This window comes from Paraburkholderia mimosarum LMG 23256 = NBRC 106338 (genome assembly GCF_000739815.1).
Lineage (GTDB): Bacteria > Pseudomonadota > Gammaproteobacteria > Burkholderiales > Burkholderiaceae > Paraburkholderia > Paraburkholderia mimosarum.
The window spans coordinates 19,268-35,751 of the sequence record NZ_BBJJ01000066.1 but is presented as its reverse complement, the minus strand read 5'-3'; the positions used below and the strand labels follow the sequence as shown (position 1 = coordinate 35,751).

Sequence of the window (16,484 nt, the reverse complement as noted above, 5' to 3'; positions counted from 1 at the left end):
CCGCAGCCGACGCCACGCAAGGGGATGCGCTAAATAAATTCGACCGCCGTTTCCGGCGATCGAATTCGCTGCCCGTCTCTGTCACTTGTTCTTGAACGCGGGCTTGCGCTTCTCGACGAACGCGGCCATCCCTTCCTTTTGGTCTTCCGTCGCAAAAAGCGAGTGGAACATCCGGCGCTCGAAGTGCACTCCCTCCGCAAGCGTAGTCTCGTAGGCGCGGTTCACCGACTCCTTCGCCATCATCACCGCAGGCAAAGAGAACTCGCAGATGGTTGCCGCCGCCGCAAGCGTCTCGTTCAGCAGATCCGCCGCCGGAATGACGCGCGACACGAGCCCCGCGCGCTCCGCCTCCTCCGCCCCCATCATCCGCGCCGTCAGGCATAGATCCATTGCCTTTGCCTTCGACACCGCGCGTGGCAAACGCTGCGTGCCGCCCGCACCCGGAATCACGCCCAACTTGATCTCGGGCTGGCCGAACTTCGCCGTGTCCGCTGCGAAGATCATGTCGCACATCATGGCCAGCTCGCAACCGCCACCCAGCGCGAAACCCGCGACAGCCGCAATGATCGGCTTGCGGATCGTGCGGATCGTCTCCCAGTTGCGCGTGATGTAGTCACCCTTGTACACATCCATGAAGGTGTAGGTCGCCATCATGCCGATGTCCGCGCCGGCAGCGAACGCTTTTTCGCTGCCCGTAATGACGATCGCACCAATGCCCTCATCGGCGTCGAACGCCTTGAGCGCCGTGCCCAGCTCGTCCATAAGCGCATCGTTCAGTGCGTTGAGCGCCTTCGGCCGGTTCAAGGTGATCAGTCCGACCTTGCCATGCGTCTCGACCAGGATGTTTTCGTACCCCATAACTCCTCCTTCCATGTAAGGAAAATCCCCAAGAAAAATCTTTCACGCCGATCTTTGACTAATGCTAACATTTGCCAACCAACCGGTCGGTCAATTAATTGACACGGGCCCTTTCCCACCTCTCAATCAATGTTTCGCCATGACACATTCGTTGTTCGCCAAGCATGAGGGCGCGCTTCAAAAAGCGCTTGCCGCCATCGAGACCCGCGGCTACTGGAGCCCGTTCGCCGAAATGCCGAGTCCCAAAGTGTACGGGGAATCCGCTAGCGCAGACGGCGAAGCCGCGTTCAAAGCCCACTTGAATCGCACCTTCGAACTCGACCAGCCTTCGACCGGCGAAACCGTCGGCAGCGAGGCCTCACCGTTCGGTTTCACGCTCGGCGCGCGCTATCCGAAGTCGACCCCGGATCAGTTGATCGAAGCTGCCCAGAAAGCCCAGCGCGACTGGCGCGCGGCCGGCCCGCAAGCGTGGGCTGGCGTGAGCCTCGAGATTCTCGAACGCCTGAATCGTGCGAGCTTCGAAATCGCCTTCAGCGTGATGCATACGACCGGCCAGGCATTCATGATGGCCTTCCAGGCCGGCGGCCCGCATGCCCAGGACCGCGCGCTGGAAGCTGTCGCCTACGCATACGACCAGCTGCGCCGCATCCCTGCCGACGCGCACTGGGAAAAGCCACAGGGCAAGAACCCGCCGCTCGCGATGCACAAGCGGTTCACCATCGTGCCGCGCGGCACCGGCCTCGTACTAGGCTGCTGCACGTTCCCGACCTGGAACGGCTACCCCGGCCTCTTCGCCGATCTGGCGACCGGCAACACCGTCATCGTCAAACCGCACCCGGGCGCGATCCTGCCGCTCGCGATCACGGTGCGTATCGCGCGTGACGTGCTGCGCGAAGCTGGCTTCGATCCCAACGTCGTGACGCTGCTCGCCACCGATCCGAACGACGGTGCGCTCGTGCAGCAGCTCGCGCTGCGCCCCGAGATCAAGCTGATCGACTTCACGGGCAGCACGCAAAACGGCGACTGGCTCGAGCGCAATGCACACCAGGCGCAGGTCTACACCGAGAAGGCCGGCGTGAACCAGATCGTGATCGACTCTGTCGACGACCTGAAGGCCGCCGCGCGCAACATCGCGTTCTCGCTCTCCCTCTATTCGGGCCAGATGTGCACGGCCCCCCAGAACATCTACGTGCCGCGCGACGGTATCCGCACCGCCGAAGGCCACGTGAGCTTCGAGACGGTCGCTCAGGCGATTGCCGGCGCCGTGCAGAAGTTCGTGTCGGACCCGGCACGCGCCGTCGAAGTGCTCGGCGCGATCCAGAACGAAGGCGTGACGGCCCGCATCGACGAGGCCCGCAAGCTCGGCACCGTCCTCACCGACAGCCAGACGCTGCAGCACCCGCAGTTCGCCGGCGCGCGCGTGCGCACGCCGCTCGTGCTCTCGCTCGACGCGGCCCGCGACGCGAGCCAGTTCACGCGTGAATGGTTCGGCCCGATCTCGTTCGTGATCGCCACGGATTCGACGGCGCAGTCGCTCAAGCTGGCCGGCGAGACCGCACGCGACCACGGCGCGCTCACCCTTTCTGTGTACAGCACCAGCGACGACGTGATCGACGCCGCCCACGAAGCCGCCATCACCGGTGGCGTGGCGCTCTCGATCAACCTGACTGGCGGCGTGTTCGTGAACCAGTCGGCAGCGTTCTCGGACTTCCACGGCACCGGCGCGAACCCCGCGGCGAACGCCGCGCTCGCCGACGCCGCGTTCGTGGCGAACCGCTTCCGCGTGGTTCAGAGCCGCGTTCATGTTGAACCGAAAGCGGCCCCTGCGGTAGCCAGCTGAACGGCCTATGCCGTTCAGCCGAATGGTGGCCAATTGACCATCCCTCTAGCATGCAAGGCGTGAGTGCACTTCTGCGCTCGCGCGCCAGGAATCCGAGATGACCGAAGCCTACATCTGCGACGCAATTCGCACCCCGTTCGGCCGCTACGGCGGCGCCCTCAAGGACGTCCGCGCGGACGACCTTGCCGCCGTGCCGATTCGGGCGCTCGTCGAGCGCAATCCAGGCGTGGACTGGAGCGCACTCGACGACGTGCTATACGGCTGCGCCAATCAGGCCGGCGAAGACAACCGCAACGTCGCGCGCATGGCCGCGCTGCTCGCGGGCCTGCCTACCAATGCGCCGGGCGGCACGCTCAACCGCCTGTGCGGCTCGGGGCTCGACGCCGTCGGTAGCGCGGCTCGGGCGATCAAGGCAGGCGAAGCGCGCCTCATGATCGCGGGCGGCGTGGAAAGCATGACGCGCGCGCCGTTCGTGATGGGCAAAGCCGCTTCGGCGTTCTCGCGTGAAGCTGCCATCTACGACACGACCATCGGCTGGCGCTTCGTCAACAAGCTGATGAAGCAGCAGTACGGCGTCGATTCGATGCCAGAAACGGCGGAAAACGTCGCGGAAGAGTTCAACATCAACCGAGCCGATCAGGACGCGTTCGCGCTGCGCAGCCAGCAGAAGGCCGCGCGCGCACAGAAGGACGGCACGCTCGCGCAGGAAATCGTCGCGGTCGAAATTGCGCAGAAAAAGGGTGACCCGGTGCGCGTGACGCTCGACGAGCACCCGCGCGAGACCTCGCTCGAATCGCTCGGCAAACTCAAAGGCGTCGTGAAGCCGGACGGCACGGTCACCGCGGGCAATGCCTCTGGCGTCAACGACGGCGCCTGCGCCCTGCTGCTTGCCAATGAGGAGGCCGCCACGCAATACGGCCTGCGCCGCCGCGCACGCGTGCTCGGCATGGCCACGGCCGGCGTCGCGCCGCGCATCATGGGAATCGGCCCCGCGCCCGCGACGCAAAAGCTGCTCAAGCAGCTCGGCATGACGCTGGACCAGTTCGACGTGATCGAGCTCAATGAGGCGTTTGCGTCGCAAGGCCTTGCCGTGCTGCGCGCACTCGGCATTGCCGACGACGATCCGCGCGTGAACCCCAACGGCGGCGCGATCGCGCTGGGCCACCCGCTCGGGGCTTCGGGTGCGCGCCTCGTCACGACGGCGCTCCATCAACTCGAGCGTACGAAGGGACGCTTCGCGCTCTGCACGATGTGTATCGGTGTTGGCCAGGGTATCGCGCTGGCGATCGAACGCGTCGAGGCGTAACGCGCGCAGTACCGACCGGCCGCCGGACGCAGCGTTCGGCGGTCGCAGGAGACAGCTTTGCATGGGACGAGAGCGCGTGGCGTGATCTGGTCCCCAGGAGACAACCGATGCCCTACGAAGCGATCCGCGTCGAAATCGACGCATCCACCCGCGTGGCCACGATCACGCTCAACCGCCCGGACAAGCTCAACAGCTTCACGCGCGCCATGCACCGGGAGCTTGCCGCCGCGCTCGACGAAGTCGCCGCAGCCGGGGCGCGGGCACTCGTGCTGACCGGCGCGGGGCGCGGCTTCTGCGCAGGCCAGGATCTCGCCGATCTCGAATTCACACCGGGCGCGATGACTGACCTGGGCGCACTCATCGACGAGCACTTCAATCCACTGATCAAGCGCCTTCAGGCGCTGCCGATGCCCGTGATCGCCGCCGTCAACGGCACCGCGGCCGGCGCCGGCGCGAATCTCGCTCTCGCCTGCGACCTCGTGATCGCCGCGCGCTCCGCGAGCTTCATTCAGGCGTTCGTGAAGATCGGCCTCGTGCCCGATTCGGGCGGCACGTGGTTCCTGCCCAAACGCGTGGGCATGGCACGCGCACTCGGGCTCGCCATGACCGGCGAAAAGCTCAGCGCGGAAAAGGCGGAAAACTGGGGCCTCGTCTGGCAAGTGACCGACGACGCCGAACTCGCGCAAACGGCTGGTGCGCTCGCTGCGCGGCTCGCGCAGCAGCCCACGCGCGCCATCGTCGCGACACGCGAAGCGCTGCGCGCAGCGGCAACGAACACCCTCGACCAGCAGCTCGATCTCGAACGCGATCTGCAACGTGAGCTGGGTGCTTCGTACGACTACGCGGAGGGCGTTCAGGCCTTCATCGAGAAACGCGCACCGCACTTCGAGGGCCGCTGAGATGTCCACGCAAGCCTCGCAACCGCCCCAGGAAGCAAGCATGTCGCCCGACGAACTCGCCCGTGCGGCCGCGCAGGCGATGTACGAAGCCGACGGCTGCACCCGCGCGCTCGGCATGGAGCTTCTCGAAGTGCGCGCCGGTTACGCGCGCCTGCGCATGGCTGTGCGGCCCGAGTTCCTCAACGGCCACCAGACCTGCCACGGCGGGATGATCTTCTCGCTCGCGGATTCGGCGTTTGCCTTCGCGTGCAACTCATACAACGTCAACGCTGTAGCGGCTGGCTGCTCGATCGAGTTCCTGCGTCCGGTCCTGCGCGACGAGGTGTTGACCGCCGAAGCCGTCGAACAGGTGCTATCGGGACGCAACGGAGTCTATGACATTCGCGTGACGAACCAGGCAGGCGAAACCGTCGCGCTTTTCCGAGGCAAGTCCGCGCAGATTCGCGGCAATGTCATTCCAGTCGCAGTGTGAAACGGGTCCGTTGCTCGATTCCCCTCGCGTCACGAGTAAAGTTCTTAAGGTCCAGGAGACACCCATGACTACCACGCTGCCGCTCGAACCCATCGAAAAGGCGAGCCGCGATGAGCTGGCTGCGCTGCAGCTCGAGCGCCTGAAATGGTCGCTCAACCATGCTTATGAGAATTCGCCGGTCTATCGGCGCAAATTCGACGAAGCGGGCGTGCACCCGTCCGAGGTTCAGTCGCTCGCCGATCTCGCGCGCTTCCCGTTCACCACGAAGAAGGATCTGCGCGACAACTACCCCTTCGGCATGTTTGCCGTGCCGCAGGAGCAGATTTCGCGTATTCACGCCTCGTCGGGCACGACCGGCAAACCGACCGTGGTGGCCTATACGGCACGCGACATCGACACGTGGGCGAACGTCGTCGCACGCTCGGTGCGCGCGGCGGGCGCGCGGCGCGGCGACAAGGTGCACATCAGCTACGGCTACGGCCTCTTCACGGGCGGCCTCGGCGCACACTACGGCGCTGAGCGCGCGGGCCTCACGGTAATTCCGTTTGGCGGCGGGCAGACGGAAAAGCAGGTCCAGCTGATCCAGGACTTCCGTCCCGACATCATCATGGTCACGCCGAGCTACATGCTCGCGATCGCCGACGAGATGGAGCGTCAGGGCATCGATCCGGCCACCTGCTCGCTGCGCATCGGCATCTTCGGCGCGGAGCCCTGGACGAACGACATGCGCACGGCCATCGAGCACCGCATGGGCATCACGGCGGTCGACATCTACGGTCTCTCTGAAGTGATGGGCCCGGGCGTTGCCTCCGAATGCGCGGAAACGAAGGACGGCCCGACGATCTGGGAAGATCACTTCTACCCCGAGATCATCAACCCGGAAACCGGCGAAGTCATGCCCGACGGCGAATTCGGCGAACTCGTCTTCACCTCGCTCACCAAGGAAGCACTGCCGATCATCCGCTACCGCACGCGCGACCTCACGCGCCTCTTGCCTGGAACGGCGCGTACCATGCGCCGCATGGAAAAGATCACGGGACGCTCGGACGACATGCTGATCATCCGTGGCGTGAACGTGTTCCCTACGCAGATCGAAGAGCTGCTGCTCAAGCAGCCGGCGCTTGCGCCGCACTATCAGATCATCCTGACGAAGGAAGGTCCGATGGACGTCATGACCCTCCATTGCGAACCGTGCCCGGAAAACGCGCCCGACTACGGCGCGCTCGATGCGGCTAGCAAGGCGCTCGCTTACGACATCAAGGCGCTCATCGGCGTGACGTGCAAGGTGATCGTGCTCGAAGTCAATGGCATCGAGCGCTCGGTGGGCAAGGCCAGGCGCGTGATCGACAAGCGGCCGAAGTAACAGAACCAAGCACAGCGCCGCGCGACGCGTAGCAACGAATGAAAAAGCCGGCGGATGCCGGCTTTTTTCCCCTTACGCGCGCGATTGACGCGATCTACTGAAGCACTGCGGCGCTCACGAGTTCGGGAACAGCAGCCACATGCGGCCGCCCTGCTTCATCTTGCCGGCCAGATCGCCGGCGTCGTCGCCGAGTCCCCAGAAGTAGTCGGCGCGCACACCGCCCTTGATCGCGGTGCCCGTGTCCTGCGCGAACACGAGCCGGTTGAGCGGCGTGTTCGTGAGCGGCCGCGTGGTCTGGAGAAACACCGGCGTGCCGAGCGGAATCGCCGACGGATCGACGGCAATCGAGCGCTCCGGCGTGAGGGGCACGCCGAGTGCGCCGATCGGGCCGTCCGCGCCGCCCTGCGCATCGCCCTCGGAAGCCACCATCTCGCGGAAGAACACGAAGCGCGGATTGGTGTCTAGAAGCGCATCCACCCGCGTCGGGTTCGCGCGCGCCCAGGCCTTGATGCCCTGCATGGTCGCCTGCGCCGGGGTCAGTTCGCCGTGATCGAGCAGCCAGCGTCCGATCGACTTGTACGGCTGATTGTTGGTGCCGCCAAAGCCCACGCGCATCACGCTGCCGTCTTCCATCACGATGCGGCCCGAGCCCTGCACCTGGAGGAAGAACGCTTCGATCGGATCGTCGACCCAAACGAGCTCGTTGCCGTTGAGCGCACCCGAGCGCTCGAGTTGTGCGCGCGGCGGCAGCGCGGCGCCCGGACGATAGGCGGACGGCCAGCGATACAGCGCCGTCTGATAGATGCCATGCCGCGTGCGCGAACCGTGCAGCAGCGGTTCGTAGTAGCCGGTCACGAGACCGTCGAGCGTGCCGTCGTTGTTGGCGAACTGATAGGGCGTGAAATACGTTTCGAAGAATGCGCGCGCGCTCGATGCGTCGAGGTCGTCCAGCTGCGAGGCGGCCGAGCAGGCGCGCTGCCACCGCGCATCGCGCGAGAGACGCGTGCAGTTCGCGCGCAGCGCTGCAGTCACGCCGATCAGCGAGTCGTCCTGCCAGCCCGGCACCTGCTGCCAGGCAACCGGAGTGAGGCGCTGTGCAGCGAGCTGCGAGGGCAACGTGGGCGCCCCCTTGGGCGGTGCGTTGCGCACGTAGCTCGGGCCACCGCATGCGGCAAGCAACGCCGCCAGCGAAACAGCGCCCAGCCATCTGCCAAACGGGCGCCCAAAGCGCCGGAGCGCCGAGCCCGTGCGATATCGCGCCGTTGTGAATCCCGGCATTACCGGTGAATCGAGACCGGAACCGAGGTCAAAATCATGCCTACAATACGGGCTCTCGATGGATGCCGCCATGTCAGAACTGCTCGACGAATACCCGATGCTCATGTTTGGTCTGGAAGCGCTCCTTGCGCTGTTCCTGCTGATTTTCATCGTTGTGTGGACCGCGTCGGGCAGGAAGAAGCAAGCCCAGCACGACGATCGGCGTCAGGACTAGCAGACCCCGAATTCGCGCAGCGGTTCAATGCAGCGTGCGCGGCATGCGCAGCACGAACTCGGGCACGGGTGCCTCGAAGCGTTCGGCGTCCTCGGCCACACAAAAGTACTCCCCGCGCATGGTGCCCACGGGCGTCGCGATCACGGCCCAGCTCGTGTATTCGAACTGTTCGCCCGGCTTCAGAAGCGGCTGATGCCCGACCACGCCGAGCCCTTTCACCTCCTGGACGTGATTTTCGCTGTCGGTGATGACCCAGTGGCGCGCGATCAGCTGGGCGCTCACCTGACCGGTATTGCGAATGGTCAACGTGTAGGCGAAGGCATATTGCCGGCGTTCAGGGTCCGATTCTTCGGGCAGGTAGCGCACCTGCGACGTCACGCTCAATTCGTACTGGCTCATCCTTGTTCCAATCGCCCGGTGCGGCTGCTGAGTCCGTTGGCTGAGACGCCCGCACAGCAAGGCGCTCGCGAACGCGCCGCGAGGCGCGGCACATGGATTGGCATTCTGCTTGATGCGACGGACACCCGCAACCCGGCGCCGCCCGTGGCGGCGGCCTCGGCAGTGGCAAGGATCGGCTGTCGCACTGACGGTAAAATGCGGTTTTTCCGACAGTTTTTCGATTGCCGCCATGACGCAATTCCGCATCGCCCCCAGCATCCTCTCCGCCGACTTTTCGCGTCTTGGCGAGGAAGTCCGCAACGTCGTCGCTGCCGGCGCCGACTGGATCCACTTCGACGTGATGGACAATCATTACGTGCCGAATCTCACCATCGGGCCGCTCGTGTGCGAAGCGATCCGCCCGCATGTGAACGTGCCCATCGACGTCCATCTGATGGTCCGCCCGGTCGACCGCATCGTGCCCGACTTCGCCAAGGCCGGCGCGAACCTCATCAGCTTCCACCCGGAAGGCTCGGACCACATCGACCGCACGCTCTCGCTGATCCGCGACCACGGCTGCAAGGCCGGCCTCGTGTTCAACCCCGCCACGCCGCTCAACTATCTCGACCACGTGATGGACAAGCTCGATCTCGTCCTCATCATGTCGGTGAATCCGGGCTTCGGCGGCCAGTCGTTCATTCCCGAGGCGCTCAACAAGCTGCGCGAGGCGCGCGCGAAGATTGACGCCTACACGGCACGCACGGGCCGCGAGATCCATCTCGAAGTGGACGGCGGCGTGAAGGTCGAGAACATCGCCGAAATCGCGGCAGCCGGCGCGGACGCCTTCGTGGCGGGCTCGGCGATCTTCGGCAAGCCCGATTACAAGGCCGTGATCGACCAGATGCGCGCGCAGCTCGCGGGCGTGGCAAGCCCCGCCAGCGCAAAATGAGCGCGCCCATCATATTCAGCGCGCCGCGCATCGAAGCGGCGCTGATCGATCTGGACGGCACGATGGTCGACACCGCCGACGACTTCGCCGCCGGCCTGAACGGCATGCTCGCCCAGCTCGACGCCGAGGAAACCACGCGCGAAGAAGTGATGGGCTATGTCGGCAAAGGCTCGGAGCACCTGATCAAGAGCGTACTCGCACCGCGCCTTCCCGAGGACGACGCCCAGGCGCGCTTCGACGAGGCGCTCGCGCTCTACCAGGACGAGTACGCGAAGATCAACGGCCTGCATACGCATCTCTACCCGGAGGTCGAAGCGGGCCTCGCCGCGCTGCGCGACCAGGGCATCAAGCTCGCGTGCGTGACCAACAAGCCGCATCGCTTCGCCATGGAGCTCCTGCAGCAATACGGCCTCGCGCAGTTCTTCGAAGTCGTGATCGGCGGCGACAGCCTCGAGAAGAAGAAGCCCGATCCGCTGCCGATGCTCACCGCGTGCCAGCGCCTGGGGGTCAAGCCCGCGGCGGCAGTGGCGATCGGCGATTCGGAGAACGATGCGATCGCGGGCCGCGCGGCCGGCATGGCCACCCTCACGGTGCCCTACGGCTACAACCACGGCCAGCCTGTACAAAAAATCGAATCGGATGGTATAGTTGCCTCGCTGCTCGACGCCGCCAAGGCGGTCGCAGCGCACAATGATCTGACTTAAGTTCTCAACTGAACGTCAATTACCCTCATGTTTCTGAATAAAAAACGGAGTCTGAGCACGATCGACCGGGGAGCCTGGCCCTGGCGTCGCTGGTCGCGCTAACCTCACCCGAGGTTCGCTGAAGTACGCGCGCAAGCCTTCTTCAGCACCGTTTTTTACTTCGCTGCGCACTCGCGCGTGTCTCGACTCTAAACTGTTGCGGTAACCCGTCGGCTGGTCTGGCCGTTGTCCGTCGCTGTCCTTGCGTGCCGTTTCGCCGTTCGCGGCAACCTGCGCGAGGTGCCAACGCCTACGTCTGACCATTCGTCGATCCCGGCAAGCGCTTGGCAGTACGCGTTTCCCGGTCCGCACGAGCGAGCGCCAGCGGCCATCAAGCACTCAAAAACAAATGCCTCGCGCTGACCGCGCGCCCCTTTTTGAGCCGCACTGGGCCCGCACCCGACGCCGCGACTGGCAGCACGAACAGGATCGGAACATGACCGAACTCGAATTTCAGTCCCTCGCCAACGAGGGCTACAACCGCATTCCGCTGATCGCCGAGGCGCTCGCCGACCTCGAAACGCCGCTCTCGCTGTACCTCAAGCTCGCGCAGCCCGAGCGCGGCGGCGCGAATTCTTTCCTGCTGGAGTCCGTCGTGGGCGGCGAGCGCTTCGGGCGCTACTCGTTCATCGGGCTGCCCGCGCGTTCGCTGATCCGCACACGCAATGGCGTTTCCGAAGTCGTCCGCGACGGCCAGGTGCTGGAAACGCATGACGGCGATCCGCTCGAATTCATCGCGCAGTACCAGGCGCGCTTCAAGGTCGCGCAGCGTCCGGGCCTGCCGCGCTTCTGCGGCGGTCTCGCGGGCTACTTCGGCTATGACGCGGTACGCTACATCGAGAAGAAGCTCGCCGACACCTGCCCGCCCGACGACCTCGGCCTGCCCGACATCCAGTTGCTGCTGACCGAGGAAGTCGCGGTCATCGACAATCTCGCGGGCAAGCTCTACCTCATCGTCTACGCCGATCCGCAAACGCCCGAGGCCTACACGAAGGCCAAACACCGCCTGCGCGAACTGAAGCAGCGCCTGCGCACGACGGTGCAGCCGCCCGTTACCTCGGCGAGCGTGCGCACGGAAACGTTCCGCGAATTCAAGAAGGACGATTACCTCGCCGCCGTGCGCAAGGCCAAGGAATACATCGCCGCCGGCGAACTGATGCAGGTGCAGGTGGGCCAGCGCCTCATCAAGCCGTATCGCGACAATCCGCTTTCGCTCTACCGCGCGCTGCGCTCGCTGAACCCGTCGCCGTACATGTACTACTACAACTTCGGCGACTTCCACGTGGTGGGCGCGTCGCCCGAGATTCTGGTGCGCCAGGAAAAGCGCGGCGAGGACCGCATCGTGACGATCCGGCCGCTCGCGGGCACGCGTCCGCGCGGCAACACGCCCGAGCGCGATGCCGAGCTCGCGACGGAACTGCTCAACGACCCCAAGGAAATTGCCGAGCATGTCATGCTCATCGATCTCGCGCGCAACGACGTGGGCCGTATCGCCGAAATCGGCTCGGTGGCCGTGACCGACAAGATGGTCATCGAAAAGTACTCGCACGTGCAGCACATCGTGAGTTCGGTGGAAGGCAAGCTCAAGCCCGGCATGAACAACTTCGACGTGCTGCGCGCCACCTTCCCGGCCGGCACGCTCTCGGGCGCTCCGAAGGTGCGCGCGATGGAGCTCATCGACGAGCTCGAGCCCGTGAAGCGCGGCCTCTACGGCGGCGCGGTCGGCTATCTCTCGTTCAACGGCGAGATGGACCTCGCGATCGCGATTCGCACCGGGCTCATCCACAGCGGCAATCTGTATGTGCAGGCCGCCGCTGGCGTGGTCGCGGATTCGGTGCCCGAGTCCGAATGGCAGGAAACCGAAAACAAGGCGCGCGCCGTGCTGCGCGCCGCCGAGCAGGTGCAGGACGGCCTCGACAGCGACTTCTGAGCGGAGACAAGACCATGTTGCTCATGATCGACAACTACGATTCGTTTACCTACAACATCGTCCAGTACTTCGGCGAGCTTGGCGAAGACGTCCGCACGTATCGCAACGACGAGATCACCCTCGACGAGATCGCGAAACTCAATCCGGCGCGCATCTGTCTCTCGCCCGGACCGAGCAACCCGCAGCATGCGGGCATCACGCTCGACGTGCTGCGCGAATTCGCGGGCAAGACGCCGATTCTCGGCGTGTGCCTCGGCCATCAGGCCATCGGCGAGGCGTTCGGCGGCCGTGTCGTGCGCGCGAAGACCATCATGCACGGCAAGGTGAGCCAGATCGAAACCGACTGCAAAGGCGTATTCGCCGATCTGCCGAAGCACTTCAACGTCACGCGCTATCACTCGCTCGCGATCGAGCGCGAGTCGCTGCCCGACTGCCTCGAAATCTCGGCGTGGACCGACGACGGCGAAATCATGGGCGTGCGTCACCGCGAACTCGCGGTGGAAGGCGTGCAGTTCCATCCGGAATCGATTCTCTCGGAACACGGCCACGCGCTGTTCGAGAACTTCCTGAAGCAAACCAAGAGCGCTTGATACGGAGACGAACATCATGATTACCCCGCAGGAAGCGCTTCAACGCACGATCGAGCACCGCGAGATCTTTCACGACGAGATGCTCCATCTGATGCGCCTCATCATGCGCGGCGAGCTTTCGCCGGTGCTCTCGGCCGCCATCATCACCGGCCTGCGCGTGAAGAAGGAAACCATCGGCGAGATCACGGCCGCAGCCACGGTGATGCGCGAGTTCGCGAAGCACGTGGAGGTGAAGGACAACTCGAACTTCATCGACATCGTCGGCACCGGCGGCGATGGTTCGCACACCTTCAATATCTCCACGGCTTCGATGTTCGTGGTCGCGGCGGCGGGTGCCAAGGTCGCGAAGCACGGCAACCGCGGCGTCTCCAGCAAATCGGGCAGTGCCGACGTGCTCGAAGCGCTCGGCGTGAACATCGACCTGCAGCCGGAACAGGTGGCCGCGTCGATCGCCGAGACGGGCATGGGCTTCATGTTCGCGCCCAACCACCATCCCGCGATGAAGAACATCGCCGCCGTGCGCCGCGAACTGGGCGTGCGCACGATCTTCAACATTCTCGGGCCGCTCACGAATCCGGCCGGCGCGCCCAATCAGCTGATGGGCGTGTTCCACCCGGACCTCGTCGGCATTCAGGTGCGCGTGATGGAGCGCCTCGGCGCGAAGCACGTGTGCGTGGTGTACGGCAAGGACGGCATGGACGAAGTGTCGCTCGGCGCCGCCACGCTCGTGGGCGAACTCAAGGACGGCAAGATTAGCGAGTACGAGATCCACCCCGAAGACTTCGGCATGCAAATGGTCTCCAACCGCTCGCTCAAGGTCGAGAACGCCGAAGAATCGAAGGCCATGCTGCTCGGTGCGCTCTCGAACGAGCCGGGTACGGCACGCGAGATCGTCGTGCTCAATGCCGGCACGGCCCTCTATTCGGCGAACATGACGGACTCGATTGGCGATGGCATCGCGCTGGCCCGCGAGACACTCGCGAGCGGGCGCGCACGCGCCAAAGTCGACGAACTGGTACGCTTCACGCAACAGTTCAAACGCTGATCCCACACCGTTTTTGCTCCCGACATCATGAGTGACATCCTCGAAAAGATCATCGCGGTCAAGCGCGAAGAAGTGCGCGCCGCCGAGCAGAGCGCCCCGCTCGAAGAACTGCGGCTCGCCGCGAGCGCGCGTGACCTGCGCGATTTCGTCGGCGCGCTGCGCGCGAAACACGTCAACGGCCAGGCCGCCGTGATCGCCGAAGTGAAGAAGGCGAGCCCCTCGAAAGGCGTGCTGCGCGCAGACTTCCAGCCCGCCGAGATCGCGCGCTCGTACGCCGAAGGCGGCGCGGCCTGCCTTTCCGTGCTCACCGACGTGCAGTTCTTCCAGGGCAGCGCGGCGTACCTCGAAGCCGCGCGCGCCGCGTGCGACCTGCCCGTCCTGCGCAAGGACTTCATCGTCGATCCGTACCAGATCCTCGAGGCGCGCGCGATGGGCGCCGACGCGATCCTGCTGATCGCCGCCGCGCTCGAGCCCGGGCAGATGCGCGAGCTCGAAGCGTTCGCGCATTCGCTCGGTCTCGCGGTGCTCGTCGAAGTGCACGACCGCGACGAGCTTGCGCACGCGCTCACGCTGAAGACCCCGCTCATCGGCATCAACAACCGTAACCTGCGCACGTTCGAAACCACGCTGGAAACCACCATCGGCATGCTCGACGAGGTGCCGGAAGACCGCATCGTCGTGACCGAGTCGGGCATTCTTTCGCGCGCCGACGTCGAGAAGATGCGCGCGCTGTCGGTCCATACGTTCCTCGTGGGCGAGGCGTTCATGCGCGCAGAGCAACCGGGCGCTGAACTTGCGCGGATGTTCTTTTGATTGCATGTAAGTCCAGAGCCAACATGGGTATCGAACGCGAAATCAAGCTTGCGCTTCCGAGCGATCAGGTGGACGCCGCGCTGCGTCTGTTCGGGACGCGCGCCGGTGCGCCGGGCCGCGCCATCAGGCTCGAAAACGTCTACTTCGACACGCCGGCGCTCGCGCTGGCGCGCGCAAAGAGCGCGCTGCGGCTGCGCCGCACGCCCGAAGGCTGGCTGCAGACGTTCAAGACCGCCGGCGGGGCACAAAACGGGCTGCACGCGCGGCACGAGTGGGAAATGCCGGTGGCGGGCGAAGCGCTCGAAATCGACAGGCTCCTGCACGAATGCGACGAAGCCGGCGTTTCGACTGCGCTTTCGGAGGCGGCTGCGGACCTGATTCCGCTCTTTCGCACCGATTTCACTCGCACGCTATGGACGCTCGAAGTCGATGGCGCACAGGTGGAAGCAGCCATCGACCAAGGCGAGATCACGGCGGACGTGAACGGCCAGACCCGCCGCACGCCGATCTGCGAAATCGAGCTCGAACTGAAGGCGGGTGACGAAGCCGCCCTGCACACGCTCGCGGCGGAACTCGCGACGGCGCTGCCGGGCCTCGCGCCTGACGACATCAGCAAGGCTCAGCGCGGATACAAGCTGCGGGAAGGCTGACAACGACGCGGCCATCCGCCGCGCGAGGCAGAAAAAGGGCACTCGAAACGGCACGCGCAATGGCGCTGTTAGTTGCAGCACTAACGCCAATTCCCAACCGCCCGCCCTGCCGCGCCCGCGCCCGATTGAATCGCCGCGCAATTGCTGCGACACTTGCCGCCCATGACCTCCACGAAACGCCCGCGCGTCGCGACGCCGGTGCAGGCCTCGCTCTTCGACGACGATCTGTCCGACACGGCGCAAGCCACGCTCGACGAGCCGCCCCTGCCCGAAGTCGACCCGCGCCAGATCACGATCTTCTCGCTGTTCGACGACGACGAATTTCCGGCGCCCGCCCGCTCGCCCGCCGTTATGCCCGCACCCGACATGTCCCACGAACACGCCACGCCGCAGGCCGCGGTCGACACCACCCGCCTCGAAGACCAGTTTGACGTCCTGCCCGCCGCCTGGCGCGAGCTGCTCGCGCCCTTTATCGCGAGCGACGCCTACGCACCGCTGTGCCGCTTCGTCGACGCCGAGCGTGCGGCGGGCAAGACCGTCTATCCCGCCGATGTGTTCCGCGCGCTGCGCCTCACCTCGCCCGACGACGTGAAAGTCGTGATCCTCGGCCAGGATCCGTATCACGGCGAAGATCGCGGCACGCCGCAGGCGCACGGCCTGGCCTTCTCGGTGCCGCCCTCGGTGCGCCCGCCGCCGTCGCTGCGCAACATCTTCAAGGAGATAGCGGCGAGCCTCGGCATCGAAGCGCCGGCGCACGGCTGTCTCGATGCCTGGGCGCGCCAGGGCGTGCTGCTACTGAACACCGTGCTGACCGTCGAGCGCGCCAGCGCCGCGAGCCACGCGAAGCGCGGCTGGGAGCGCTGCACCGATACGCTGATCCATGAACTCGCCGCGCGCCACGAGCATCTCGTGTTCATGCTGTGGGGCGCGCACGCGCAAAACAAGCGTGCGCTGCTTTCCGGCTCGCATTGCGTGCTCGAAGCCCCGCATCCGTCGCCGCTTTCCGCGCATCGCGGCTTTCTCGGCTGCGGGCACTTCGCGCAGGCGAACGAGTATCTGCAAGCGCACGGCCGCCAGCCGATCGACTGGCGTCTGCCGGCGGAAGGCGTCGTGCTCGCCTGAGCCTTCGCGCCACGCAATAAAAAAACGCCACGAA

The 16,484-nt window shown here is 65.4% G+C and carries 17 protein-coding genes; 14 read left to right on the top strand and 3 right to left on the bottom strand.

Features of this window, described 5'->3' with window-relative positions:
- Positions 1-81 precede the first annotated feature (81 nt).
- Positions 82-858 (bottom strand): enoyl-CoA hydratase, encoded by a 777-nt coding sequence (locus tag BMI01S_RS29905; protein ID WP_028214748.1) that lies wholly within the window; start codon positions 856-858, stop codon positions 82-84.
- 139 nt (positions 859-997) lie between these two features.
- Between BMI01S_RS29905 and paaN the strand changes: the two genes are divergently transcribed.
- The 5 genes from paaN to paaK all read left to right on the top strand — a co-directional run bounded on the left by paaN (position 998) and on the right by paaK (position 6,738).
- Positions 998-2,698: a phenylacetic acid degradation protein PaaN gene (paaN, locus tag BMI01S_RS29900; RefSeq protein ID WP_028214749.1), complete on the top strand. Its 1,701-nt coding sequence runs from the start codon at positions 998-1,000 to the stop codon at positions 2,696-2,698.
- 97 nt (positions 2,699-2,795) lie between these two features.
- Positions 2,796-4,004 carry a 3-oxoadipyl-CoA thiolase gene (pcaF, locus tag BMI01S_RS29895; protein ID WP_028214750.1) on the top strand — a complete coding sequence of 403 codons (1,209 nt, stop codon included), beginning with the start codon at positions 2,796-2,798 and terminating at the stop codon, positions 4,002-4,004.
- Positions 4,005-4,111: 107 nt separating this feature from the next.
- The gene (gene paaG, locus BMI01S_RS29890; protein WP_028214751.1) at positions 4,112-4,903 is read left to right on the top strand and encodes a 2-(1,2-epoxy-1,2-dihydrophenyl)acetyl-CoA isomerase PaaG; all 792 of its coding nucleotides are present in this window, start codon (positions 4,112-4,114) and stop codon (positions 4,901-4,903) included.
- Between the two features lies 1 nt (position 4,904).
- Complete coding sequence (gene paaI, locus BMI01S_RS29885) at positions 4,905-5,375, top strand: hydroxyphenylacetyl-CoA thioesterase PaaI (RefSeq protein ID WP_036021097.1); 471 nt, start codon at positions 4,905-4,907, stop codon at positions 5,373-5,375.
- A gap of 64 nt (positions 5,376-5,439) precedes the next feature.
- Complete coding sequence (paaK, locus tag BMI01S_RS29880; protein WP_028214753.1) at positions 5,440-6,738, top strand: phenylacetate--CoA ligase PaaK; 1,299 nt, start codon at positions 5,440-5,442, stop codon at positions 6,736-6,738.
- A gap of 114 nt (positions 6,739-6,852) precedes the next feature.
- Here the strand turns inward: paaK and mltA are convergent, their stop codons facing one another.
- Complete coding sequence (gene mltA / locus BMI01S_RS29875; protein ID WP_407669083.1) at positions 6,853-8,121, bottom strand: murein transglycosylase A; 1,269 nt, start codon at positions 8,119-8,121, stop codon at positions 6,853-6,855.
- Between mltA and BMI01S_RS42105 the strand changes: the two genes are divergently transcribed.
- Positions 8,087-8,230: a hypothetical protein gene (locus tag BMI01S_RS42105; RefSeq protein ID WP_028214755.1), complete on the top strand. Its 144-nt coding sequence runs from the start codon at positions 8,087-8,089 to the stop codon at positions 8,228-8,230. The genes mltA and BMI01S_RS42105 overlap by 35 nt on opposite strands.
- 24 nt (positions 8,231-8,254) lie before the next feature.
- Here the strand turns inward: BMI01S_RS42105 and apaG are convergent, their stop codons facing one another.
- Entirely contained in the window at positions 8,255-8,629 is a 375-nt protein-coding gene (gene apaG / locus BMI01S_RS29870) for a Co2+/Mg2+ efflux protein ApaG (protein WP_028214756.1), read from the bottom strand.
- Positions 8,630-8,858: 229 nt separating this feature from the next.
- On the opposite strand from apaG, the gene rpe reads away from it, so the two are divergent.
- The 8 genes from rpe (at position 8,859) to BMI01S_RS29830 (ending at position 16,450) form a co-directional block, all read left to right on the top strand.
- A complete protein-coding gene (gene rpe / locus BMI01S_RS29865) occupies positions 8,859-9,557 on the top strand; it encodes a ribulose-phosphate 3-epimerase (protein WP_028214757.1) in 699 nt (232 codons plus the stop codon).
- Complete coding sequence (locus tag BMI01S_RS29860) at positions 9,554-10,261, top strand: phosphoglycolate phosphatase (RefSeq protein WP_028232258.1); 708 nt, start codon at positions 9,554-9,556, stop codon at positions 10,259-10,261. Before rpe ends, BMI01S_RS29860 begins: the two co-directional genes overlap by 4 nt.
- A gap of 475 nt (positions 10,262-10,736) precedes the next feature.
- Positions 10,737-12,230, top strand: a complete 1,494-nt coding sequence (trpE, locus tag BMI01S_RS29855; protein WP_028214759.1) for an anthranilate synthase component I — start codon at positions 10,737-10,739, stop codon at positions 12,228-12,230.
- A 14-nt stretch (positions 12,231-12,244) separates the two neighbouring features.
- Positions 12,245-12,820 (top strand): aminodeoxychorismate/anthranilate synthase component II, encoded by a 576-nt coding sequence (locus BMI01S_RS29850; protein ID WP_028214760.1) that lies wholly within the window; start codon positions 12,245-12,247, stop codon positions 12,818-12,820.
- A 13-nt stretch (positions 12,821-12,833) separates the two neighbouring features.
- Positions 12,834-13,865, top strand: a complete 1,032-nt coding sequence (gene trpD, locus BMI01S_RS29845) for an anthranilate phosphoribosyltransferase (RefSeq protein ID WP_028232259.1) — start codon at positions 12,834-12,836, stop codon at positions 13,863-13,865.
- 27 nt (positions 13,866-13,892) lie between these two features.
- Positions 13,893-14,678, top strand: coding sequence for an indole-3-glycerol phosphate synthase TrpC (gene trpC / locus BMI01S_RS29840; RefSeq protein WP_028214762.1), 786 nt, complete (start codon positions 13,893-13,895; stop codon positions 14,676-14,678).
- A gap of 23 nt (positions 14,679-14,701) precedes the next feature.
- Entirely contained in the window at positions 14,702-15,328 is a 627-nt protein-coding gene (locus BMI01S_RS29835) for a CYTH domain-containing protein (protein WP_028214763.1), read from the top strand.
- Positions 15,329-15,490: 162 nt separating this feature from the next.
- The gene (locus tag BMI01S_RS29830) at positions 15,491-16,450 is read left to right on the top strand and encodes a uracil-DNA glycosylase (RefSeq protein ID WP_028214764.1); all 960 of its coding nucleotides are present in this window, start codon (positions 15,491-15,493) and stop codon (positions 16,448-16,450) included.
- The last annotated feature ends 34 nt before the right edge of the window (positions 16,451-16,484 follow it).